This is a genomic window from Caenibius sp. WL (genome assembly GCF_019803445.1).
In the GTDB taxonomy this organism is placed as follows: Bacteria; Pseudomonadota; Alphaproteobacteria; order Sphingomonadales; family Sphingomonadaceae; genus Caenibius.
Genome location: NZ_CP081844.1, coordinates 760,264 through 783,895, shown reverse-complemented (window position 1 = coordinate 783,895; position 23,632 = coordinate 760,264). Strand labels below are relative to the sequence as shown.

18 protein-coding genes are annotated in these 23,632 nt (G+C 61.2%); 11 read left to right on the top strand and 7 right to left on the bottom strand.

What is annotated here, in order from left to right; genetic code table 11:
* Positions 1 to 54: 54 nt before the first annotated feature.
* The 7 genes from K5X80_RS03865 (at position 55) to K5X80_RS03835 (ending at position 8,703) form a co-directional block, all read left to right on the top strand.
* Positions 55 to 144, top strand: a complete 90-nt coding sequence (locus tag K5X80_RS03865; RefSeq protein ID WP_222559532.1) for a potassium-transporting ATPase subunit F — start codon at positions 55 to 57, stop codon at positions 142 to 144.
* On the top strand, positions 144 to 2,153 hold the full coding sequence (kdpB, locus tag K5X80_RS03860) for a potassium-transporting ATPase subunit KdpB (RefSeq protein ID WP_222559531.1): 2,010 nt from the start codon (positions 144 to 146) through the stop codon (positions 2,151 to 2,153). The genes K5X80_RS03865 and kdpB overlap by 1 nt, the downstream gene beginning before the upstream one ends.
* Before the next feature lie 17 nt (positions 2,154 to 2,170).
* A complete protein-coding gene (gene kdpA / locus K5X80_RS03855) occupies positions 2,171 to 3,829 on the top strand; it encodes a potassium-transporting ATPase subunit KdpA (RefSeq protein ID WP_222559530.1) in 1,659 nt (552 codons plus the stop codon).
* A gap of 28 nt (positions 3,830 to 3,857) precedes the next feature.
* Positions 3,858 to 4,412 (top strand): potassium-transporting ATPase subunit KdpC, encoded by a 555-nt coding sequence (gene kdpC / locus K5X80_RS03850; RefSeq protein WP_222559529.1) that lies wholly within the window; start codon positions 3,858 to 3,860, stop codon positions 4,410 to 4,412.
* 12 nt (positions 4,413 to 4,424) lie between these two features.
* Positions 4,425 to 7,070, top strand: a complete 2,646-nt coding sequence (locus K5X80_RS03845; RefSeq protein ID WP_222559528.1) for an ATP-binding protein — start codon at positions 4,425 to 4,427, stop codon at positions 7,068 to 7,070.
* Entirely contained in the window at positions 7,063 to 7,746 is a 684-nt protein-coding gene (locus K5X80_RS03840) for a response regulator transcription factor (protein WP_222559527.1), read from the top strand. Before K5X80_RS03845 ends, K5X80_RS03840 begins: the two co-directional genes overlap by 8 nt.
* A 144-nt stretch (positions 7,747 to 7,890) precedes the next feature.
* Entirely contained in the window at positions 7,891 to 8,703 is an 813-nt protein-coding gene (locus tag K5X80_RS03835; protein WP_222559526.1) for an arylamine N-acetyltransferase family protein, read from the top strand.
* Between the two features lie 751 nt (positions 8,704 to 9,454).
* Here K5X80_RS03835 and K5X80_RS03830 read toward each other — a convergent pair.
* The 4 genes from K5X80_RS03830 to K5X80_RS03815 form a co-directional block, all read right to left on the bottom strand.
* Positions 9,455 to 10,171: an IS6 family transposase gene (locus K5X80_RS03830; RefSeq protein ID WP_222559525.1), complete on the bottom strand. Its 717-nt coding sequence runs from the start codon at positions 10,169 to 10,171 to the stop codon at positions 9,455 to 9,457.
* A 202-nt stretch (positions 10,172 to 10,373) separates the two neighbouring features.
* Positions 10,374 to 11,090 (bottom strand): IS6 family transposase, encoded by a 717-nt coding sequence (locus K5X80_RS03825; protein WP_222559524.1) that lies wholly within the window; start codon positions 11,088 to 11,090, stop codon positions 10,374 to 10,376.
* A 99-nt stretch (positions 11,091 to 11,189) separates the two neighbouring features.
* Positions 11,190 to 12,617, bottom strand: coding sequence for an NAD(P)/FAD-dependent oxidoreductase (locus K5X80_RS03820; RefSeq protein ID WP_222559523.1), 1,428 nt, complete (start codon positions 12,615 to 12,617; stop codon positions 11,190 to 11,192).
* A gap of 20 nt (positions 12,618 to 12,637) precedes the next feature.
* Entirely contained in the window at positions 12,638 to 15,088 is a 2,451-nt protein-coding gene (locus tag K5X80_RS03815) for a TonB-dependent receptor (protein ID WP_222559522.1), read from the bottom strand.
* A 419-nt stretch (positions 15,089 to 15,507) separates the two neighbouring features.
* On the opposite strand from K5X80_RS03815, the gene K5X80_RS03810 reads away from it, so the two are divergent.
* The 3 genes from K5X80_RS03810 (at position 15,508) to K5X80_RS03800 (ending at position 18,380) form a co-directional block, all read left to right on the top strand.
* Positions 15,508 to 15,882, top strand: a complete 375-nt coding sequence (locus tag K5X80_RS03810) for a Rid family hydrolase (RefSeq protein WP_222559521.1) — start codon at positions 15,508 to 15,510, stop codon at positions 15,880 to 15,882.
* A 135-nt stretch (positions 15,883 to 16,017) separates the two neighbouring features.
* Positions 16,018 to 16,650 carry a TetR/AcrR family transcriptional regulator gene (locus K5X80_RS03805; RefSeq protein WP_222559520.1) on the top strand — a complete coding sequence of 211 codons (633 nt, stop codon included), beginning with the start codon at positions 16,018 to 16,020 and terminating at the stop codon, positions 16,648 to 16,650.
* A gap of 128 nt (positions 16,651 to 16,778) precedes the next feature.
* Positions 16,779 to 18,380, top strand: a complete 1,602-nt coding sequence (locus tag K5X80_RS03800) for a GMC family oxidoreductase (protein WP_222559519.1) — start codon at positions 16,779 to 16,781, stop codon at positions 18,378 to 18,380.
* Positions 18,381 to 18,435: 55 nt separating this feature from the next.
* Here the strand turns inward: K5X80_RS03800 and K5X80_RS03795 are convergent, their stop codons facing one another.
* On the bottom strand, positions 18,436 to 19,692 hold the full coding sequence (locus K5X80_RS03795; protein ID WP_222559518.1) for an MFS transporter: 1,257 nt from the start codon (positions 19,690 to 19,692) through the stop codon (positions 18,436 to 18,438).
* The gene (locus K5X80_RS03790; protein WP_222559517.1) at positions 19,682 to 20,533 is read right to left on the bottom strand and encodes a phytanoyl-CoA dioxygenase family protein; all 852 of its coding nucleotides are present in this window, start codon (positions 20,531 to 20,533) and stop codon (positions 19,682 to 19,684) included. The genes K5X80_RS03795 and K5X80_RS03790 overlap by 11 nt, the downstream gene beginning before the upstream one ends.
* A 604-nt stretch (positions 20,534 to 21,137) precedes the next feature.
* Here K5X80_RS03790 and K5X80_RS03780 point away from each other — a divergent pair.
* The gene (locus K5X80_RS03780; protein ID WP_222558258.1) at positions 21,138 to 21,434 is read left to right on the top strand and encodes a TFIIB-type zinc ribbon-containing protein; all 297 of its coding nucleotides are present in this window, start codon (positions 21,138 to 21,140) and stop codon (positions 21,432 to 21,434) included.
* Between the two features lie 204 nt (positions 21,435 to 21,638).
* Here K5X80_RS03780 and K5X80_RS03775 read toward each other — a convergent pair whose 3' ends face one another.
* Complete coding sequence (locus K5X80_RS03775; RefSeq protein WP_222559516.1) at positions 21,639 to 23,519, bottom strand: potassium transporter Kup; 1,881 nt, start codon at positions 23,517 to 23,519, stop codon at positions 21,639 to 21,641.
* Between the last annotated feature and the right edge of the window lie 113 nt (positions 23,520 to 23,632).

Sequence of the window (23,632 nt, the reverse complement as noted above, 5' to 3'; positions counted from 1 at the left end):
CGATTTTTTACACGGTGTGGATGCATCTCGGGCTCTGATTGAAGGAGCCTTCGCATGACATTCGATCTTGCTCTTGCCGGTATCGCGGCACTGGGGCTGCTGGCCTATCTGACACTCGTGCTCATCCGGCCGGAGCGCTTCTGATGGAGCACGCGTCGCTGTTCCAGCGCGAACTGGTCGCCCCGGCCATCCGCGATTCCTTCACCAAGCTCGATCCGCGTACGCTGGTGCGCAATCCGGTGATGTTCACGACCACCATCGTCGCCGCGACCGCCACGGCAATCCTCACGCGTGGTATCGTGGGTGGAGCGAATGACATCGTCTTTCAGGCCCAGCTGGTGTTCTGGCTCTGGCTCACCGTGCTGTTCGGCAATTTCGCCGAAGCACTCGCCGAAGGGCGCGGAAAGGCGCAGGCGAAAGCTCTGCGCGACACCAAGGACAGCCTTGTCGCCCTACGGATTGGGAAGAACGGCGGGATGGAGAATATCCCGGCAACGCAGCTACGCCTCGGCGACGTTGTGCTGGTGAGAGAAGGCAATCAGATTCCCGCGGATGGTGAGGTGGTGGCTGGCGTTGCATCGGTCAACGAGGCTGCCATCACTGGCGAAAGCGCGCCCGTAATCCGCGAGGCCGGGGGCGACCGTTCGGCGGTGACCGCGGGCACCACAGTCATATCCGACCAGATCCGCGTGAAAGTGACGGCGGAACCGGGCAACGGCTTTCTCGACCGAATGATCGCGTTGGTTGAAGGCGCGAGCAGGCAGAAGACGCCCAACGAGGTCGCGCTCACCATTCTGCTCACCGGGCTGACGCTGATTTTCCTCGTCGCGGTGGGGACTTTGCCGGCCTTCGCCAGTTATGCTGGCGGTTCAATCGCGGTGCCGGTGCTCATCGCGCTGTTCGTGGCGCTGATCCCGACCACGATCTCAGGTCTGCTGTCGGCCATCGGCATCGCGGGGATGGATCGCCTGATTCGCTTCAACGTGCTGGCCAAGTCAGGCCGCGCGGTCGAGGCGGCAGGCGATATCGGCACGCTGCTGCTCGACAAGACCGGCACGATCACCATCGGTGATCGACAAGCCACCGAGTTCGTGCCGCTGCCCGGTGTCGCCGAAGCCGATCTGATCGGCGCCGCGCGTCTGTCGAGCCTTGCCGATACCACGCCCGAGGGGCGCTCGATCGTCACGCTGGCGGATGGCGGCGAGGATTTGCCGCCCGACGCCCGGACCGTTGCCTTCTCGGCGCAGACGCGCGTCAGCGGAATCGATCTGCCCGGCCGTGCGATCCGCAAGGGTGCGGTCGACGCCGTTCTCAAGCCGGGCGGCTTCCCCGAGGACACGGTGCTCGCACTGAAGAAGATTACCGACAGGATTGCCCAGACCGGCGGCACCCCGCTGGCAGTGGTCGAGAATAACCGTCTGCTGGGGGCGATTCACCTGAAGGACGTGATCAAATCGGGTATTCGCGAACGGTTCGTCGAGCTACGCCGGATGGGCATTCGCACGGTGATGATCACGGGCGACAACCCGCTCACTGCCGCCGCGATCGCTGCGGAGGCAGGCGTCGACGATTTCCTCGCCGAGGCCGCCCCCGAGGACAAGCTCGCATATATCCGCAAGGAACAGTCCGAGGGCAAGCTGGTCGCGATGTGCGGCGATGGCACCAACGATGCTCCGGCACTCGCCCAGTCCGACGTGGGCGTGGCGATGAACACCGGCACCCAGGCCGCGCGCGAGGCAGGCAACATGGTCGATCTCGACAGCGATCCGACCAAGCTGATCGAGGTCGTTGGCATCGGCAAGCAGTTGCTGATGACACGCGGCAGCCTGACAACCTTCTCGATCGCCAACGATGTGGCGAAGTATTTCGCCATTCTCCCGGCGATTTTCGTGGTGCTCTATCCGGCGCTCGGCGCGCTCAACCTGATGGGACTGGCGAGCCCGCAGAGCGCGATCCTGTCGGCGATCATCTTCAATGCGGTGATCATCCCGCTACTGGTGCCGCTGGCATTGAAGGGTGTGAAATATCGCCCGATGCCTGCGGCCAGCCAGCTGCTGCGCAACCTTGGCATCTATGGTGCCGGCGGCATCGTGGCCCCCTTCATCGGCATCAAGCTCATCGATGTGGTCGTCGCCGGCCTCGGCCTCGCGTAAGCCGCGAAAGGAAAACCATGCTCATTGCAATCCTTACCGCGATCCTGGTCGTCGGCGGCACCGCACTGCTCTCCTGGCCGCTCGGCAAGTATATGGCGGCGCTGTTCTCCAACCGTTTCGTGCGGGCCGATGGCCTGTTCACCCGCGCCATGGGCGGCGCCCCGGCGCAGGACTGGAAGCAGTATTCGATCGCCCTGCTAGCCTTCAACGCGGTCATGTTCATCTTCGTGTTTGGCCTACTTGCGCTCCAGCACGTGTTGCCGCTCAATCCCGACCGCCAGGGCCCGGCGAGCCTAGATCTGGTATTCAACACGGCCGCGTCGTTCACCACCAACACCAATCTGCAGCACTATTCGGGCGAACGCACCTGGAGCTATCTCGCGCAACTGGGCGGGCTGATGTGGCTGCAGTTCGTTTCGGCGGCGACCGGCATCGCCGCGCTCGCCGCATTGGCGCGCGGGATCGCCGGCAAGGGTGATATGGGCAATTTCTTCCTCGACTTGCAGCGCGCGGCCTTCGGCGTACTGCTGCCGTTGGCCATCGTCGCCGCCGCAATGATAGTGCTGGCGGGTGTGCCTATGACTTTCGAAGGCGCGGCGCACGTAACCACGTTGGAGGGGGCTACGCAGACGATCGCGCGCGGACCCGCCGCTGCTTTCGTCGCGATCAAGCAACTCGGCACCAATGGCGGCGGTTTCTTCGGTCCGAACTCGACGCACCCGCTTGAGAACCCCAGCTTCTGGTCGAACGCTGTCGAGATGATCGCAATCGTGCTGATCCCGATGGCGTGCGTGTGGATGTTCGGGCGCCTGATCGGGCGGATGAAGCACGCCAGGGTAGTGTTCGGCGTTATGACAATGCTGCTGCTGGTCAAACTCACCGCCGCGGTCTGCTTCGAGATGGCACCCACGGAAGCTTTCGCCAGCTTTCCTGTGATGAACGATGTCGGCAACTTCGAGGGCAAGGAGCTACGCCTCGGCGCCGCCACCGGCCCTCTGTGGGCAGTGCTCACCACCTCGACCAGCAACGGCTCGGTCGGCGCGATGCATGACAGCCTCAATCCCCTCACGGGACTCGTGCCGATGGCGGGGATGTGGCTCAACGAGACCTTCGGCGGGGCTGGCGTCGGCATGATCAACATGTTCCTCTACATCGTTGTCGCGGTCTTCGTGGCGGGCATGATGGTAGGCCGGACGCCCGAGTATCTCGGCCACCGGATCGAGGGGCGGGAAATGCGGCTCGCAGTGCTGGCGCTGATCAGTCACCCGGTGCTGATTCTCGGCGGCACGGCGCTGTTCGCGGCGACCGCCTGGGGCGCAGGGACGGTAGCCAACCCAGGTGCGCACGGGTTCTCCGAAATCCTCTACGAGTTCAGCTCGGCAGCGGCCAACAATGGCTCGGGGTTCGAGGGGCTTGGCGACAACACCGCGCCATGGAACATCGCCACGGGTTTCGTGATGCTGATCGGCCGCTACTTGCCGATGATCGTGCCGCTGGCGATTGTGGGCTCGCTGATGGCCAAGCGCCGCAATGCGGAGAGCGCCGGCACGCTCAGTGTGGAAGCCGGCACTTTCGGCGTGATGCTGCTGATTACCATCCTGATCTTCGGCGCGCTGACGTTCTTCCCCGCCGCTGCGCTCGGCCCGATCGCCGAACATCTCACCTTCATGCTCTGATGGCAGCCAGAGACAAGGAATCGATACGATGAACTACCTGTTTCCCTCGCTCCGCCTCTGGCTGATGACGATCCTCGTTTGCGTAATCGGCTATACCGCCTTGCTGCTGGGCTTCGCACAGATCTTCGCGCCCTGGCAGGCCAACGGCTCGATCATTGAGATCGACGGCCGGGCCATCGGCAGCGAACTCGTGGCGCAGGACTTCACCAGTCCGCTCTATTTCTGGCCGCGCCCTTCGGCCGCCGGTTACGACGGCATGGACGCGGTGGGCAGCAACCTCTCGCCTACCAGCAAAGACCTTGCTGCCCGCGCCGCCCAGACGATCGCGCGTTACGGCGCGACGTCCGACAACCCTGTGCCCGCCGACCTCGTGGCGGCTTCGGGCAGCGGGCTCGATCCGCATATCTCGCTCGCCGGTGCGCTCTATCAGGCCCGACGAGTGGCAAGGGCGCGCAGGTTACCCGAGGGCAAGGTCCGCAAGCTCGCCTACGATGCGGCCATCGCACCCGGCGGCGTGTTCGCACCCGAACCGATCGTGAACGTGCTGCAACTCAATCTGGCCCTCGACCGGTTAGAGGAATAAGCGAGTCTTTCGATGGACAACCGCCGCCCCGCCAATGACGCAGAACGCTTCCTTCGCCTCGCCAGGCAGGAGCGACGCGGGCGGCTGACCATCTATCTCGGCGCGGCGCCGGGGGTGGGCAAGACCTACCGCATGCTACAGGAAGCGGCACGGCGGAAGGCGGAAGGCGTTGACGTGGTGGTAGGTGCTGCCGAAACCCACGGCCGCAGCGATACCGCTGCACTGCTCGAACCTCTCGAAATCCTCCCAAGACAAGCTTTCGACCACGAGGGGCACCGGCTGGAAGAGTTCGACATCGACGCGGCGCTCGTACGGCGCCCCGGACTGATCCTGGTCGATGAGTTGGCGCACACCAACGCCTCCGGTTGCCGCCACCCCAAGCGTTGGCAGGATGTCGCCGAATTGCTCGTCGCAGGAATCGACGTCGCCACCACGATCAACATCCAGCACATCGAAAGCCTCAACGACGTTGTTGCCGGTTTTACCCATATCCGCGTGCGCGAGACGGTGCCGGACAACATCCTTGAACATGCCGAGATCATCGCCGTCGACCTGCCGCCCGAAGCGCTGATCGAGCGGCTGGAGGCGGGCAAGGTCTACCTTCCCGACACCGCCGGGCGCGCGCTGGCCAACTTCTTCACCCCGACCAAGCTCGCCGCCCTGCGCGAAATGGCGCTGCGCTTCGCCGCGGGCAGTGTGGATCGGCGGCTTGCTGACCAACTGGAAGCCAGCGGCGAGAAAGGGAAATTCGTCGCTGGCGACAGGCTGATGGTTGCAGTCAGCCCAGGCAAGAGCGGCGCGCGCGTGGTCCGGCAGGCCAAGCGCATTGCTGACATGTTTCACGCGCCGTGGACCGCAGTGGTGGTTGAGAGCGGTAGCGCACGCGCTGTGCGCGGCATCCAACGCGAGCAGCTCGCCGACAATCTCGCGCTGGCCTCCTCGCTCGGCGCCTCGCTGCTTACGGTCGCGGCCACCGATGTCGGCCAGGCTCTGGTGGATCAGGCCAAGGAACTGCGCGCAAGCCAGATCGTGATCGGCAAGAGCCGCCGCAGCCGGTGGTTTGAATGGCGCCACGGCTCGATAGCGCAGGAGGTGATCCGGCGGGCGAAGGAGGTCGCAGTCCTCGTCGTCCCGCTTGAGGAGGCGGACGAGAAGCCTCAACGGGCCGGCGAACCGCACCCCTATCGCGACCCTGCCATCGCGCTGGTTCTGATCGCGGCCACCGTGGGGCTGATCGAACTGGCGCAGCCATGGATATCAGCCAGCGCTATAGATCTTCTGCTGCTTCTGCCGGTGATATTTTCCGCCACATTGCTGCGCATGAGCGGCGCCATATGGTCTGCCATCTGGGCGGCACTGGCATTCAACTTCTTCTTCACCGCGCCTTATCACACGCTGTCGATCTACAGCACCGCCGATGTCATCACCTTCGCGGTTCTGGCCCTGGTTGCGGGCGTCGTTGGCACACTGGCCGGGCGCGTGCGCCGACAGGCACAGACCAGCGCAGGGGTCGCGCGCCTCAACGCCTCGCTCGCCCGGTTCGCGGGGTTGATGGGGGGCCTGTCCGACAGCGAAGAAACAGCGCGCGTGGCCTGCCATGAAATCGGTGGCCTGCTGGATGTGGAAGCTATCGTCGTTACAGTCGAAGACGCCCAGGTGGTCCTGCGCGGTAACGCCAAATACACCCGGCTCGACATGGTCGACGAAGCGGCCGTGCGCTGGACACTCGAGCATGGCGAACCGGCAGGGCGCGACACTGGCACGCTCAACGCATCCGACTGGCAGTTCCATCCGCTCAAGACCGCGCTCGGCACGATGGGCGCGCTCGGGCTCGCCCGGCCATCGCAGCAACGGGTGATCCGGCCCGACGAAGCCACGCTGCTGGCCTCGTTGGTCGACCAGACCGCGCTGGCGCACGAGCGGCTGTTATTGGAAGCGCAGGCGCGGCAGGTGGACACATTGCGCGAGCGCGACCGGCTGCGCGGCGCGCTGCTGGGCAGTATTGCCCACGACTTGCGCACTCCGCTTACCGCCGTCATCGCCGCCGCCGAGGCGATCCCCGCTGAAGGCACCTTCGCCGAGGAAGTGCGCATCGCACGCGGCGAATCGCGCCGGCTGCAGCGCTTCCTCAATGATCTGCTTGAAGCGTCTCGTATCGAAAACGGTGCGATCGAGCCCAAATGGGAAAGCATCGACCTGACCGATGTGATCACTTCCGTGCTGCGTGACCTCAGGCAGGACGGGCCTGATACGCGGGTCGAAACCGCCATCGACACCGAATGTCCACTGGTGCGCAGCGATCCGCTGCTGCTGCGCCATGTGCTGATTAACCTGATCGATAACGCACTCAAATTCTCGCCGCCGGGCAGCAAGGTCACGGTCGAGGTGCAGTGTGAGGAGCGAGCCATCATCTGCCGGGTGGCCGACCGCGGCCCCGGCCTGCCAGCCGAGAGCAACGCGCTGTTCGACCGTTTCTATCGCCTCGAAGGTAGCGACCGTGTTGGCGGATCGGGCCTGGGCCTGTGGATCGCAAAGAACTTTACCGAGGCGGTGGGCGGGACTATTTCCGCCGGGAACCGCGCGGGCGGCGGAGCGACGTTCGCGATCTCGTTGCCGACAACCCCCGCGCAGGCTGGCGAGGATGCCTGCGATGCGTAGCGATGTGCTGATCGTCGATGATGAACCGGCGATCCGGCGACTGCTCATGGGCGCGCTCGACCGAAGCGGCCTGACGCATATGGAAGCTGCCACTGCCGGAGAGGCGCTGCGCCTCGCGAGCGCACAGCCCGCGCCGCTCGTGACGCTGCTTGATCTCGGCCTCCCCGATCGTGATGGGCTCGAGATCGTTTCCCAGCTCGCAAAGCTGGGGCTCGCGGTGATCGTGCTCACCGCGCGCGATGCGACCGAGGAGAAGGTCGCCGCGCTTGACCTCGGCGCCGACGATTTCGTGACCAAGCCCTTCGACAGCGAGGAATTGCTAGCCCGCGTCCGCTCGGCGCTCCGCCGCAAATCAGGTTTGACGGGGGACCCGCATCGCCGCGAATTTGCCGGTGGGTCGATCGATCGAGGCACTCACAGCGTGACGCTGAATGGCCATAACGTCGATCTTACCCCCCGTGAATTCAATCTGTTATGGGCTCTGGCCGACAGCCCAGGGCGCGTCGTCACGCATGAATGCCTGCTCGTGACCGTGTGGGGAGCTGCGCATCGGCACGATCTGGATTATCTTCGCGTTGCCGTTCGGGCTTTGCGCCGAAAGATGGAAGCCAATCCTAGCCAGCCGCGCCTGCTCATTAACGAACCCGGCATTGGCTATCGGGTGGCGGTAGATTAGATTCTTCTATCGCCTTCTGGCCAAGGCGTTGGGCATTCCGGCCGATAGCTGTCATTCCACGCGACAGCCAAAGCGGCGTTGTTTCGTCGTCGTATCGCGCCTATGCCTTCCCTCCTGCATGAAACCCATGCCGGAGAACGCTGCATGGACCAGAAGCTCACGGAGGCCCAGCTGGATGCCTATCTGGCCCGGATCGGCATCGCCCGGCCCGAGCAGGCCGATATCGCGGCGCTGAAAGCAATCCATCAGGGGCATGCGCTCGGTTTCACCTGGGAAGCTATCGATTGTTTCATGGGCTGGCCCTCCAGCCTCGCGCCACAGGCCATCTTCACCAAGATGGTCGAAGAGCGCCGGGGCGGCTGGTGCTATGAGATGAACGGGCTGCTGGGCGCAGCCCTGTCTGCCTGCGGCTTCGCGGTGACGCGGCTCTGCGGCGGTGTCCGGCGCGCGGATATGGGCGATCTGGCGATCGGTAATCACTTGACGCTGCGGATCGACTTCGAAGAACCCTGGCTGGCCGAAGCGGGATTGGGCGATGCCCTTGTCGATCCGGTTCCGCTCGTCATTGGCCCGATTGCCCAGAACGGGTATGATTTCGCGATCGAGCCGGCTGACGGCGATTGGCTGCGCTTCCATAATCATGCTTATGGTGGCGCTCCGACCTTCGATTTCCGCCCCGACCATACCGATGAAGCTGCGCTGGCCGGTGCTCAACGCTGGCTGATGGAAAACGATGCATCACCCTTTCGTGCCAATCTGGTGATACAACGCCATTTCCCGGATCGGATCGAAAGTCTGGTGAATGCGACCTGGCGGACAATCTCGCCGCAGGGTGTCGTCGAGCGGCCGGTCGGTGACTTCTCCGCCTTCGCATCCCTGCTGGAAAATGTCTTCCAGATAGATCCGCCGCGATGTGAAGCGATTTGGAGCCGAGTCAACGAGAACTCCGGCACATAATAAACCTCAGCTATCGCCGACATAACGGCCGTTCGGAGCGCGAAATACGCTCCCCGAACCTTGCCGTTGACGGATACCGAGCCTGTGTTGCCTGACGGCCGACACACGGCGATCCTGTTTCAGCGTTATTACGGCGCGACAACTGGCTTTTCGGCCCAAATCTCGATCCTCAGCCCGGAAGGTAAGATTTCTGAAGGTGGCAACGCAGTTCGCGCTGACGACAATTATGGTGCGGCACGCGTAGGGGCTGGGGTCTCATCCGATATGCCGCGAAGTCGCTCCCTATTCATGCAGGACGAAGAAGTTTCCGGGGGTGAGGATCGCTTATCAAGCCATCAACGGCAGCACCAAAGAAGCGGCCATTGAGTGATGCATCCAGCTCCAGGGAGCGAAGGGCGGCTTCTGGCTTTCACGCTTGAGCCGGAATGCCCCAAATGCCTAGTGCAACTGCTCTATACAGTAACGATATCGATCCTAGTCTCCGCTGGCCTTCCCATTGCAGAAACTTGATTCGTATTCCTGTTTGCTCGCTCTGACTGATGAATTCCACTGCAAGAGCTTAAGGGAAACCGAGCATTTGCCTCACGGCTCATACCATGGAGACTATGCGAATGTGGGGCAATAGGTGGGCGCTAAACAAAATTGAGTAAAACTCAAATAAAACAGAGCACTATATCGCGAAATGGCGGTGCTGTCAGTCCGATGCGAACTGCTCTCCGTTTGGCAGATTCCGGTCTTTGAGTACGCGTGCTCAGACCATGAGGTTTTGCCACTCAGCTAAGGCAGCTGAGCGGCGGGCTTTGTAAGTCTCTCTGTCGACGAGATGACGCTCCTGGTTGAAATGGTTGTGAACGTTGGCATGAACCGAAGCAAACTTCTGTAACGACTTCATCTGTCGAAACCTCAGCATCGCCCGCTCTCGTCGCCGGAACGGCAGGTGGCTGTTCTCCACCCGGTTGTTCACATAGCGGCCGACCTCCTGCTTCTGTTCGCAGCCCAAGTCCTGCATCGCAGCCTTGTAGGAACGAAGCCCATCGGTGGTGATGGTCTCCACTGATGCGTGGCGCTTGAGCGTCCTCTTCATGAACCGCAGAGCTGCGGCTTTATCGCGGGTTTTAGTGACGCAACTCTCGAGGATCTTGCCCTCGTGATCGACGGCCCGCCAGAGATATATCATCTCGCCGTTCAGCTTCACGTACATCTCATCGAGGTGCCAGCGCCAGTGCCGGAAGCCCCGCATCCGGCTGGTCCGCTGCCTGCGGATATCGGCAGCGAACAAAGGCCCGAACCGGTTCCACCACAACCGCACGGTTTCATGACACAGGTCGATGCCGCGCTCGAATAGCAGATCCTCGACATGCCGCAGCGATAGCGGAAACCTCACATAGAGCATCACCACCATCCGGATGACCTCCGGTGAGGAGTGGAAGTATCGGAACGGATTGGCCGATTTGCGTGGTCTGGGCATGAGCCTGCCTTACCCCGCAACCATCGCTCAGCGAATCGGTGCAATCCCTTTGACAGCACCACCGGAACGGATTGGCTGGTTTGCGAGGACGGGACATCGCCCCGCCCTACCCCGCAACCATCACTCATCCAATCAGTGGGTGCTGTCAGTCCGATGCGAACTGCTCTCCGTTCGGCAGAATCCGGTCTTTGAGAGGGAAGCATCAGGCCATGAGGGTTTGCCACTCAGCTAAGGCAGCTGAGCGGCGGGCCTTGTAAGTCTGTCTGTCGACGAGATGACGCTCCTGGCTGAAATGGTTGTGAACGTTGGCATGGACCGAGGCGAACTTCTGTAATGACTTCATCTGTCGAAATCGCAGCATCGCTCGCTCTCGCCGCCGGAACGGCAAATGGCTGTTCTCCACCCGGTTGTTCGCATAGCGGCCGACCTCCTGCTTCTGTTCGCAGCCGAGGTCCTTCATCCCAGCCTTGTAGGAACGAAGCCCGTCGGTGGTGATGGTCTCCACTGTCCCGTGGCGCTTGAGCGTCCTCTTCATGAAACGCAAAGCCGCGGCTTTGTCCCGGGTCTTCGTGACGTAGCTCTCGAGGATCTCTCCCTCGTGATCGACCGCGCGCCATAGGTACACCATCTCACCGTTCAATTTGACGTACATCTCATCGAGGTGCCAGCGCCAGTGCCGGAAGCCCCGCATCCGGCTGGTCCGCTGCCGACGGATGTCAGCAGCAAACAAAGGCCCGAACCGGTTCCACCACAGCCGCACGGTTTCATGGCACAGGTCGATCCCACGCTCGAACAGCAGATCTTCGACATTCCGCAGCGATAGTGGAAAGCGCACGTAGAGCATCACCACCATCCGGATGACCTCTGGCGAGGAATGGAAATATCGGAACGGATTGGCTGGTTTGCGAGGACGGGGCATCGCCCCGCCCTACCCATTCAAGCACTCGGTGCAATCCCGCTGATAGAACCATCGGTGCAGTTGCTTTGACAGCCCCCGGGAGAGCCCCATCCCCAAAAACTAGCGCAGCAGGCCCAGCTTTTGCCCGAGCCGTGCGACAGGAAGCAGCGTTCGGCGCAGAAGGAGTTCCTGTTGCGGCCGGTAGAGTACGGCTCTGGGTTTTTCTAGCGGGAACGGCAACGTGTCGGGCGCGTCATTGGCCAAACCTTCGGCCAGCAATTTGCCCATCAGCGGCGCCATGACATTGCCCCAGGCGTTGAAATGCATGAGGCCGTAGACCCCGCCCCCCATATCATACGCACCCGGAAATTCGCGGGTTCGCATGGCCACGCGCCCAGTCCAGTACTGATCCAGTCGGATATCCATCGCACGGCTTTCCGGCCAGACGGTGTGTATCCATGCAAGCTGGTTGCGGAAATGCGCCTCCCCGTCCTGCGGGTGCGATACCGATGGCAGCGATGACAGGATCAACCGGCCATGACGATCCTTGACCAGCGGGTTGAGATCGACCGGCACCTGCGCCAGCGTTGCCCCACCCGGCATGATCAGCGCATCCGCCTCTGCCCCAAGCGGTTTGGTGGTCAGGGCATAGGCTGTGAGCGGATAGAAGCAAGTTTCAAACGCGGGCACGATGTCGGTGGGATAGGCCGCGGTGCAGAATACCACCCGGTCCGCCAGCACATCCCCCTGCGCGGTGCGCACACGCCAGCGTGTGCCGACCGGCTCGAGCGAGAGCGCCTCGCTTCCGCCATAGACCTTCGCCCCCAGCGCCGCCGCACGCGCGATTATGCCATGGGTCAGAAGGTAGGGGTTCACCCGCCCGCCGTTTTCAAACATCACACCGTACGGGTAATACGTGCTCCCCATCGCTGCCTGCATATCGGCGGCCCCAAGCAGGTATACTTTCTGGAACCCATCGCGTTCGAGATAGGCAAAGGCATCGCGGAACTTTTCAAACTCGCCCCGGCTCACCGCCGCATTAAGGTAGCCCGAACGCACCGCATCGCAATCAATCCCATGCTTTTCCGCCAGATCGAACGGGATTGTGTGATGCGCTCGAAATGCCTCACGGAAGGCTTTGCCGCCCATAGGGAAGCTGTCCAGCAGCGCCATATCCTTGAAGATCGGCAGGACATGCCCGGCATTGCGTCCCGAGGCGCCCCAGCCCGGCTGGCGGGTTTCCAGCACCGCCACGCTGAGCCCAGCCTCTGCTAGATGCAGCGCCAGCGAACTGCCCGCAAGCCCCGCACCCACTACCACCACATCAGCATCGATGCTCTGGTCCAGCACAGGATAGGACGGCGCCTCTCCTTCGGGCCGGGTCCACCCACTCTGCCCCACAGGCACCAGCCCTCGATTATGGAGGGCAAAGCTGCCCCGGCTCTTGCGGTCTGCCGCTATCGGAGTTTTCTGCCGTGCAAGCACCCCGATGGCCGTCCCTGCCAGCAGCGCGCCAGCCCCCAGAAGTGCGCGCTGTTTTCCCCGCATGATCCGCTCCTTGTCCCCCGTCAGAACTTGTAGCGCACCGAGGCGCCATACATACGCGGTTCGCCATAGAGCGATGCCTGCGAGCCCAACGACAGATACGTTCCGGTGTTGGAAATGCGGTAGGTCTTGTTCGCGACATTGGTCATGAACAGCGTCAGATCCACCGGCAATTGCATCACATCGCTCCAGTTCAGTGACATGTTGAGCACCCCGTACCCCTTCATCAGCAGGCCCGGCTCCCCCCCGCCAGCCTGCGCCTCGGGCAGCTCTTCCGGAACGGTCGTGGCAGTCTGCCACTGCTTGCCGGTGTAGGCATAGACGGCAGAGAAGACGAGTTTGCCAACCTCTTCCGGCACCGGCAGCGTGAAGCGACCGGCAATGTTGAACTGGTTCTTCGGCAGATAGGGCATCGGTACGCACGACAGATCGATCGTGCCGCTTGCGACATGCCCTGAACAATCGAGCTGTGACAGCAGTGGATCGACATCGATCTTGAACGATTTGTAGCGCGAGGACATGTGCGAATAGCTACCCGACAGTTCGATTGCCCTCGACAGATGCAGCACCGCTTCAAGCTCCACACCCTTGATCCGAGCGGAAGCTGCGTTGAACACCGCCGCCCCGCCTGCATAGGACACCGGATTGAAGTCTGCCCCGGCAATCTGGATATTGGTGTAGTCGGTTTTGAACACATCCGCGTTGAGCGTGAGGCTAGCCCCTTCGCCAAAGCGCACTTTCGACTTCACCCCGGCTTCATAGGTTTTCACATATTCGGGATTGTACGTCAGATTGCGCGCGTTCACCGCCAGCAGGTTTATCCCGCCAGTTTTGTAACCGCGGCTGATCTTGCCATAGAACAGAACATCAGGTGTCGCCTGATAATCGAGCCCAATCGTCCAGGTCGGCTTGCTAGAGCGTCCCCTGGCATGCAACGCGCAGTCGCTGAGCCGCGTGGGGACCACCATCACACCGTTGGTGCAGGCCACCACGTTGCTAGCGTCATCCAGCGCCGCCGTGCCGCCCGCCCCGCGATAACGATCCCAAGTATAGCGCAAGCCGCCGGTCAGCTTGAGCCCGTCCAGCGTATCGCTGAACGCCCCAAAATCGAGCGCAGCCTGCGCATAGAGCGCCACCGCGCTGGTGGTGTACCGCCCGCCTGACAGCGATGGCGAAAAGAACGTCGCCCCCTTGTTGGTCGCGAGGCGACTGCCCGGCGTGCCGGTATGTTCGTAATAGACCCCGGCGGTGTACTGGAACTTGTCCGACAGGGCCGAACCCTGAAGCTGGAATTCCTCTGTGAACTGGCGGACATTGTCGGCGGGCTCGGTGCCCATTCCGGTCTGGTAGATGGCCAGCGGCATACCATCGCCGTCAAAGCCCGACAGCGCGCGCAGTTCACCATAGCTGATGATGTTGCGCAGGGTCAGCGTGTCGTTCAGTTCGACCTTGAGCTGGTCGATCACGTTCCAGCCGGATATCTTGCTGCGCAGCGGACTAGGCCCCAGCGCCACCCTGCGCGGTCCCCTTTCTGCCTGTGCCGCCATCATATCGGTGACAACAGAACATCCGGCGCCAAGACCAAGCCCCGCGCAGCCCCCCACAGAGCCAAGCACCCCGTCAAGCAACGCGGTGTTGTACCGCCCGATTACATAGCCCGCGCCATGGCTGGTGCTGCGCGTTCCGGTCACCATCAAATAGTTTTCGATGCGATCCGTCGGCGTCCACGTCACCCCCAGACGCCCAGTGTAATAGTGACGGTTGTCGTAATCGGTGCCGGTCAGCACGTCTTTGGTGAACCCTTCGCGGTCCACAAAACGTCCCGCCATGCGAATTTTCAATGTATCGCTGATCGGCACGTTGATTACGCCTTCGACTTCGCGGTCGCGGTAATTGCCCGCCTGCACCTGCACATATCCTTCAAACTTGTCGGTCGGCCGGCTCGGTTCAAGCAGAACCGCACCGCCCGTACTGTTGCGGCCAAACAGCGTGCCTTGGGGCCCGCGCAACACCTGAATATTGGCAAGGTCGAGGAATTGCCCCGGCGTGCCCTGCAGCGTCACCACGCGCCCGGCGACCAGCGGCACTTCGGCCAGATAGGTCACCACCGCCGGCGCGGCCGTGTAGTTCGTGCCCTGCCCACGAATGGCAATCGTTTCGACATCGCGGCTCTGTCCCCCGGCCGATACCGATAGCGAAGGCACCTGCCCCTGCAGATCCTGCCCACCCACAATACGCCGTTCCTGCAACATTTCGGCGGTGAGTGCGGTAATCGCCACAGGCACTTTCTGGGCCGACTCTTCCCTTCTGCGGGCGGTTACGATGATTTCATCGGGATCGGTTCTGGCAGCGGACGCCGCAGGCGTGTCTTGCGCCAGTACCGCAGCCGGCACCAGCATCTGTACCAAGCCGACGGTTAACGCGAGCTGGGAAACGCGCCCAAGTGCACGATAGACGGATTGTTGTTTTGCCATAACAGGCCCCTCCCGGATATGTTTTCACCTCCTGCGCAACCAGATCACACAGGGACTCTTTTCTTATTATCGATACATATGATTCTTTTGATTGCGTCAACTAGAAAACGCAAGAGGCAGTATGTCGCCTGATTCGCATCCTGAAACACACGGCACGTGCGCCAAATATATCAGCCATAGAATTATATTAGACTGTTTTTACGTATATTTTTTTGGAACTAGGATAATGCCAGATTCAGGTATCCACCACGGAACCGCGCAACCCACGGAAGTCGAAACCTTTCTTGCGCAAACAGACTGCAGGATTATTGAACCATTAAGCTCATTAATATTTGCAAAATGGGTCTTAACGATTGCGCTGAGGTAGTGGATGTGGGACAGTTTTCGGGCACATATAAACGGACAGGAAGGATACCCGGATGGATCACGACGAACTCGCCGCAACTTATGGCTTTGCCAACGCCGTTCACGCGGGGGGACTGGTTTTCTTTGCCGGGCAGATCGGGATGACCTCCGATGGCAGCACCCCCACCGACCCTGCCGAGCAATATGCGCTGGCCTTCGCCACGCTCGGCAAGGCGCTGGCGGCAGAAGGATGCAGCACGAACGACCTTGTCGAACTGGTCAGCTTTCACACCCATTACCCGGCACATATGGATCTGTTTATGCAGGCCAAGGCCGCATTCCTGGGCACGGCCCTGCCGACATGGACCGCCATTGGCGCCGCCGCGCTCGGTACGCCCGACACGCTGGTGGAGATAAAGGCAACGGCCCGTTCGCCCCGCGCCGTCTGACACACCAACCAATCGTGCCATGCACGCCATCATCCGTACGGCCCATAGCAGCGCGCAGGATGACAATCACCCGCCCTGCAGCTAGGGCCGGGTAGGCAGACGAGGCACAGCATGGGCGTGTGGGAGAATGACAGTTTGACCGAGCAAGCAAGTGCAAAAAAGGCCCGGCCCGGTGGCCGCACCGAACGTGTGCGCAAGGCCGTGGCCGATGCGGTAATCGATCTGATCCGTGAAGAGGGTATCGAATTTGAAATTCAGGCCGTTGCCCAGCGCTCCGGCGTTGGGCGCGCGACGATTTTTCGCCGCTGGCCCGACCGTGCCAGCCTGATCGGGGAAGCGCTGGCCGAACATACCTCGCATTTCGAAGTGCACCTGACCGGCGACTGGGAACAGGATTTTCGCCGAATTGCCGCTGATCTGCGCGTGTTTTTCAGCGCTCCGGCGGAACAGGCGTTCAATCGCACCATGCTCTCGGCCAACAGCGCCGAATTCAACGCGCAGATGCTCGCCTACTGGGAGCCGGTGATCAACAAGATCAAGGCACCGCTCGAAGCCGCGCGACTGACCGGCGCGATTGACGAAAGCACCGATGTCGAAGCCGTCGTGCAGATGCTGACCTGCACCCTAACGATTGAATCTCTGGTTGCCGAATTCCACGATTTGGCGGGGCCCCGGCTGAGCGACGTGCTGATTGATCAACTGTGCCGTGGGCTGAGACCACCAGAGAAGCAGCAGAGCAAATCGGACAAGGCGCGCGCACATCGCTGATTTCATGACGCCCTTTCCCTCCGCGTAGTCCTCTCAATTGACAGCCATACACCTTGCACTCTAATGATACATATGAATCATTAGATAGAGCTGCGCGCCGTCGAACGCGCACGGCGTGGAGAGGTGCAGTGCGGGCGGCAAGCGAATACGATTATATTATTGTTGGAGCCGGTTCGGCGGGATGCGTTCTGGCCAACCGTCTGTCGGCAAGGCCCGATCTGCGCGTGCTCCTGCTCGAGGCGGGCGGCAAAGACAGCAGCCCGATGATCCACATGCCCGCCGGGTTCTTCCCGATGCTGCTGGGAAGCAAGTTCAAATGGCAGTATGAAACCGCACCGCAGCGACATCTTGACCTGCGCGTTCTGGCCGATGCCCGCGGCAAGGTTCTCGGGGGCAGCAGTTCGATCAACGGTATGTGCTACAGCCGCGGCGCGCCTGAAATCTACGATCTGTGGGCCGCAGAAGGCAACGCCGGATGGGCTTACGCCGATGTCCTGCCCTATTTCAAACAGGCTGAAGGCAACGAACATGGCGAAGACGCCTTTCACGGCGGCGACGGCCCGCTGGCGGTGACCCGCGCGCAAATCACCAACCCAGCGCAGCAGGCCTGGATCGACGCTGCGCTGGAGGCTGGCTATCCCTATAGCGAGGATCACAATGGCAGCGCGCCCGAAGGGTTCGGCCCGTCCGATCGCACAATCAAGCGCGGACGCCGGATCAGTACCGCCGTCGCCTATCTCGATCCCGTTTGCAAACGCGGCAATCTGCACATCGAAACACATGCCTTTGTCACGCGCATCCTGTTCGACATTAGCCGCCGCGCGATCGGCGTCGAATTCCGGCAGGGGCAGGAAACACGCCAGGCCTTCGCCGCGCGCGAAGTCATTGCCAGTGGTGGGACATTCCAGTCCGCCCAATTGCTGATGCTGTCGGGGATTGGCGATGCCGACGTACTGGCGCCGCTGGGCATTACCCCGCTGATCGATCTCAAGGGCGTGGGGCAAAACCTGCACGACCACATCGGCACTAGCGTACAGATCACCTGCCCCGAGCCTGTGTCCGATTTCGCGCTGGTCAGCAGCCCTTGGAAACTGGGCATAGCCGCGCTGCGCTATTTCACCACGCACGGCGGGCCGCTGGCGGGTAACAGCACCGATGCCGTGGCCTATCTCCGGTCGGGTGCGCCAGGGCACAACGAACTGGATCTCAAATACTATTTTCTGCCGATGCTGATCGGCGCCGGCGTGGACCTGCCGCAGGAGCACGGTTTTTCCAACCTGATCATCCTGACGCGTCCGGAAAGCCGGGGACAAATGACTTTGCGTTCTGCCAATCCCCACGATGCACCGCTGATCGATACCAATTACCTGGCCCACGAACGCGACCGTGAAGTGCTCCGGCGCGGGGTGCGAATGGCACGCGAAATCCTAGCCCAGCCGGCCTATGACCGCTATCGCGGGCGCGAATTCCTGCCCGGAGCGAACCTCACCACCGACGCTCAACTCAACGCATTTTTTCGCAGCACCTGCGAGGTCAATTACGAAGCGGTGGGATCATGCCGTATGGGCCACGATGATCGCGCCGTGGTGGACGATCAGCTCAGGGTCCACGGGATCGCCGGGCTCAGGGTCGTCGATGGATCGGTGATGCCGCGCATCACCACAGGCGACCCCAACGCAGCGATTATCATGATCGCGGAAAAAGCGGCCGAGATGATCCTACAGGGTTGATGACCCTGTGCGGTGCGTGAAAGTACCCGCCCCAGACTTTCACGCATCGGCCCGTTCAGCACGCTAGAACGCGCCGCCGGATAACCATGGTGAGCATGGCTGAAAGCGCGCTGAGAACCCCGCAAATGAGGAACAACACGCCATAACCGCCGGTCCATTGCTCCACCATTGAAGACATCAGCGGCGCCATCGCACCGATCAGCCCCACCGCCGCCAGCGCGTAGCTGAGGATCGCGGCAAAGTGGCGTCCGCCAATCAGATCGCGCATCAGCATCGGCCCGATCTGGATCTGGATGGAGGAACTGATCCCCCAGCCCACCACGAACAGGCCGAGCGCGAGCCAGCCAGTCATACCGCCAGCAAATGCCCCGACAATGGCCACAGTGCCGACACCCTGTACCCACAGCCCGATCGGCAGCACTTTGGCCGCGCCCAGACGGTCAGCCAGCGCGCCAGTGATGATCCCCGCCGGAACGCTGAACAGGTTGGCGCAGCCATAGACCATGACAGCCTGCGCCATGGTGTAGCCCCCGCCAAAAAGGTAGCTGACTACGGTGAACAGCACCGCCTGAATACTGAGCTGGGCCAGCACAATCGCTCCCATAAGCGCCCAGACGTCGCCCGCGTGGAAAGCCTGTCTGACCGTCAGCCCCGCCTCGTCACCCCCGTTTTCCGCCTCTATCGCCATCGCCGCAGGCTGCGGCAGGAACGGCAGCAGCACGCACGATGCGGCCACCACCGCACCGGTCCCCTGCAAGGTTATGCGCCAGCCCCATTGGGCAATCATATCCGACACCAGCAGGGGCAGCCCGGCGGCCGCCCCTGCCATCGCGGCAAAGTAGATGCCCAGCCCCAGCCCGCGCTTGTGATGGAAATAGTTAGTGATGAGGGGAATGCTGGCCACGGTGGTGGCCGCCGCCGCACCAGCCCCGATCAGCGCGAAGCCTGCCCAGAACATCGGCACATAATGCGCCGAGGCCGTCAGCCAGCACCCCGCGGCCACGAACAAGGCGCCCGCCCCGATCACCAGCCGCGCCCTGATCCGTTCCAGCGCATAACCTGCGCCAATTCCAGCCAGACTGAGGCACAGCAGCAGCAGCGTTCCGGCGATCCCCAGCGTAACCGTACCCCAATGCTCCACCTGTTCGATCACCGGCGCATAGAGACTGAGCGTGGCGATCAGCCCGCCGGTAACCAGCGAACTGACTACGCACAGCACCGCCAGTGCCCCCCAGCGCGTGGTGCGCTGTGCTGCATGCGCTGCCTCTGTGATACCCGGCGTTGCTGCGAGCACGCCTGTATCAGAGCGCATGCGCGGCCAGCAGATCGAGCGGGTTGCGATTGTCCACCGCGCCGAGGAACCCCTCGCCGCGCTCTAGCCCGTCGTGCAGCCCGAAACCCAAGAGTTCCTGTGCCCGCCGCGGCAAGGTCCGCACCCGGTCGAGCGACACCGACAGGCAATTGTTTTCCTCTGTCCGCAGCCAGCCGAGGCAGAAGCTCATATGCATGCCGCGTCGCACAGCAACGGTCTCGTTCGCCCCTGCCCCGTGCAGCGTGGCGCCGAGGTATAGCACGGCAGAGCCCGCCGGCATTTCGGCGATCTCCACTTCATGCGGCTCTGCGACGCGCTCCTCAGGCCAAAGGTGGCTGCCCGGAACGACGCGGGTGGCACCCGACTGCGCGGTAAAATCGGTCAGCGCGATAACCGAGGCGAATTGCCGATGTGGCATCGTATTGCCCAACGCACGCGGCCAGACATCCTGATCGCGATGGAGCATCTGATCTCCCGATCCCGGCCCGCGCTGGAGCACATGGCCGATGTTAAGATAATAGTCCGCGCACGATGGCCGCAGGAAATGATCGCCCAACGCCGCATAGAGCGAGTGAAGCAGAATTTGCTCTACAAACGTGTCTGAATGGGCCGCCAACCCGGTCACATGTTTGGTTTGCGCGCCGTGAAACGCCTCTACAGCGGCATTGGGTGAACCATGGTTGGAGCAGCGTGCATCCAGGAGCGGATCGAGTTCCGCATTGAAGCGATCCCGCACATCCTCGGATAGGAACTGTTCGACAATCACCGTGCCATCGCCCGCAATCGCGGCAACAATCTCACCAATTGCGGCATCCCGGGCAAACCGCTTCAACTCCGCCATGGTCTCTCCTCAACCCATTTAATGGGATTTATGTATTATTAAGCGAGAGAATGGGACGGTGTCAACGAGAACTGATCAGTGAGGTGTGAATAGCCCTAGATTTCGGAACGCCTTCCATCTTAATTTTGGGGATAGGAGACGATGATTGGGAAGATCAATTTCAGTGATGAGTTCAAGCGTGATTTGGTGGCGCAGATCACCAAACGTGGGTATCCGGTGACGGAGGTTACCTAAGTCCGCACCGTGGAAGGCTTTGCTTATCTGACTGTAGCGATCGACTTCTACTCGCGCGGTGTGGTAGGTTGGTCAATGCAGATGACCTGACCCCGTGATTTCCACCAGCGCAAATTAGGGCCCGATCTCATTGAAAGCCCCTTTCTCCAGCCTATATTGGAAGCGCGGGCCGGGCCCCTCTGGCGATCGTTAGGATCGTGATGTCGGACCGCATCGGGGTTTCTCGATGTCGGCTCGACCTGTTCCATGGGTAAGCAGCATCGATACCTCGCGTGATCCCAACGGGAGCTTATCTGATGGTGCATTCGACAGATGATCTCAGTTCCTGGTCTCCGGTTGGCATCGAACACCGCCAAAGGAGATTTAAGCAATGACAGGTCCAGCTGTGGGTATGCCGTGCCCGGTATGTAAGACTCCACTCGCCATGAGTGATCGGCAGGGGGTAGAAATCGATTATTGCCCGCAATGCCGTGGGGTTTGGCTTGATCGCGGCGAACTTGACAAGATTATCGAGCGTAGCATGGCCAACGACACCCGATCCCAGGCGGCGGCACCATCGCAGACATATGTACAAAGTGCTCCGTCAAATTCCTGGGGACACCAAAGCGGGCATCACAAGGGATACCCCAAGCGGCGAAAATCCTTCCTGGAGGAACTGTTCGACTAGCAAATGGAGCTACAAGCAGCCGGTCCACTTTGCCCTTGGACAACCCCACCGAAATGGGCCGACTGCTTCTGGCTATAGATATGTCCTTGCCCGTGGTCGCAGTGACGTGAAGACCGTTCCAGCCTTCTGATTGATAAATTTGCGCACACGGTACACCGCTGGACCCGTACAGCGGTGGCAATCATGCTCCAAAAATTCGAAGGTCTAGATTTCGATCTGGCTTCCCAGTTCAATCACGCGATTAGTAGGTAACTTGAAAGACTCCATCGCACTTTCCGCATTACGGACCATTCCGGCAAACAGCTTCTCTCGCCAAATGGCCATGCCAGGCCGCCGGGAGGCGATGAGCGTCTGGCGTGAGAGAAAATAGCTTGTATCCATCGGGGTGAACGGGCCGCCTGCCCTCTCCTCAAGCAGAAGTTCGGCGGGGATATCGACTTCATCCATAAAGCCGTATCGCAGCACTATGCGATAAAAACCCTCACCCAGTTCCTCAACCTCACGACGTTTCTCCTGCGACACGTGCGGCACGCTTTCCGTTCTCATCGTGAGGAAGACGACCCGCTCGTGCAGGATATGGTTGTGCTTCAGGTTGTGCAGCAGGCCAATCGGAATTCCGTCTGCGTTGGCCGAGAGAAACACTGCTGTCCCCGGCACACGCCCGGCTCTTGCTATCGATTTGAGGAAGATGTCAGTCGGTAATGCCCCTTCCTGCAGGCGCGCATGCATCAGGCGCCGCCCCGTTGCCCATGTGGTAAGCATCGTAAAGACCACCCCTGCCACAAGCAGCGGAAACCATCCGCCATCGGGAATCTTGGTCACGTTTGATGCGAAGTAGAGGCCATCAATGATCAGGAACAGTAAGGTCACCGCCCCGGCCAGAAGCGGATGCCATTTCCAGACGGTAAAAGTCAGCACACCGAGCATGCAGGCGGTAATGAACATCGTCCCTGTTACAGCGATGCCATAGGCAGCTGCCAGATTGCTGGAGTTCTTGAAGCCGATCACCAGCATGATCACCATGACAAGCAGGCCCCAGTTGATCACGGGCACATAAATCTGGCCTGCCGCCTTTGCGCTGGTGTGGACGATACGCAAACGCGGGAGGAAGCCCAGTTGCACTGCCTGCCGTGAAACGGAATAGGCTCCCGAAATTACGGCCTGACTGGCAATGATAGTCGCCATCGTGGCTAGTGCGACCAGCGGCAAACGGGCCCATTCCGGGGCCAGCAGAAAAAACGGATTGGCTGCTGCACCGGGATTTTCAATCAGAAGCGCCGACTGGCCCAGATAGTTGATGAGCAAGCAGGGGAAAGCGATATAAAGCCAGGAGATCATGATCGCTTTGCGCCCAAAATGGCCCATGTCAGCGTAAAGCGCTTCCGCCCCTGTAACGGCAAGCACAACCGAGCCCAGCGCCAGGAATGCGAGTGCGGGATCGATCAGGAAAAACTCTAATGCAAAATGGGGGCTAAGGGCCCACAAAACCTCAGGCGCTCTTGCAATCCCCGCCAGCCCCATCACCGCAAGAGCGAGGAAATAGATGATCATGATTGGGCCGAACAGCTTGCCCATCGCAGCCGTTCCTCGTGATTGAATTGCGAACAGTCCGACCAGAATTCCCACGGAGATGGGAAGAACCCAATCAGCCAAACCTTCGTTCACAATGGTCAGCCCCTCGACGGCGGACAGCACCGAGATAGCCGGTGTAATAATGGCATCGCCGTAGAACAACGCGGCCGCGATGAGTCCGAGCATAGCGATTAACGGGCTCCAGCGGCTTTCACCCAGCTTCCGCCCGAGCAAGGCGAGAAGAGCAAGGCTACCGCCCTCCCCCTTGTTGTCTGCACGCAAAATCATGAAGACATATTTGACTGTGACGACAAGCGTCATTGTCCAGAAGATTAGCGATAGCACCCCGAAGACATGTGCATGATCGACCGTCAGAGGATGATGACCGACGAAGCTTTCCTTCAGGGCATAAAGCGGGGAAGTACCGATATCACCGAACACCACGCCCAAGGCCCCCACAGTCAGGGCGGATAGGCTTTCAGGATGATGATTTTGCTCGGTTTGATCGCTCATGCCGCGTACATAATCTCAGGCTATCTGATGTGCCATCGGCTTTACGGCTTCTTTCTTTCAGTCAGGTCGCAGATCTCGCTAGCTCTTATCTGGTGCCTGTTGTCCACCGACAG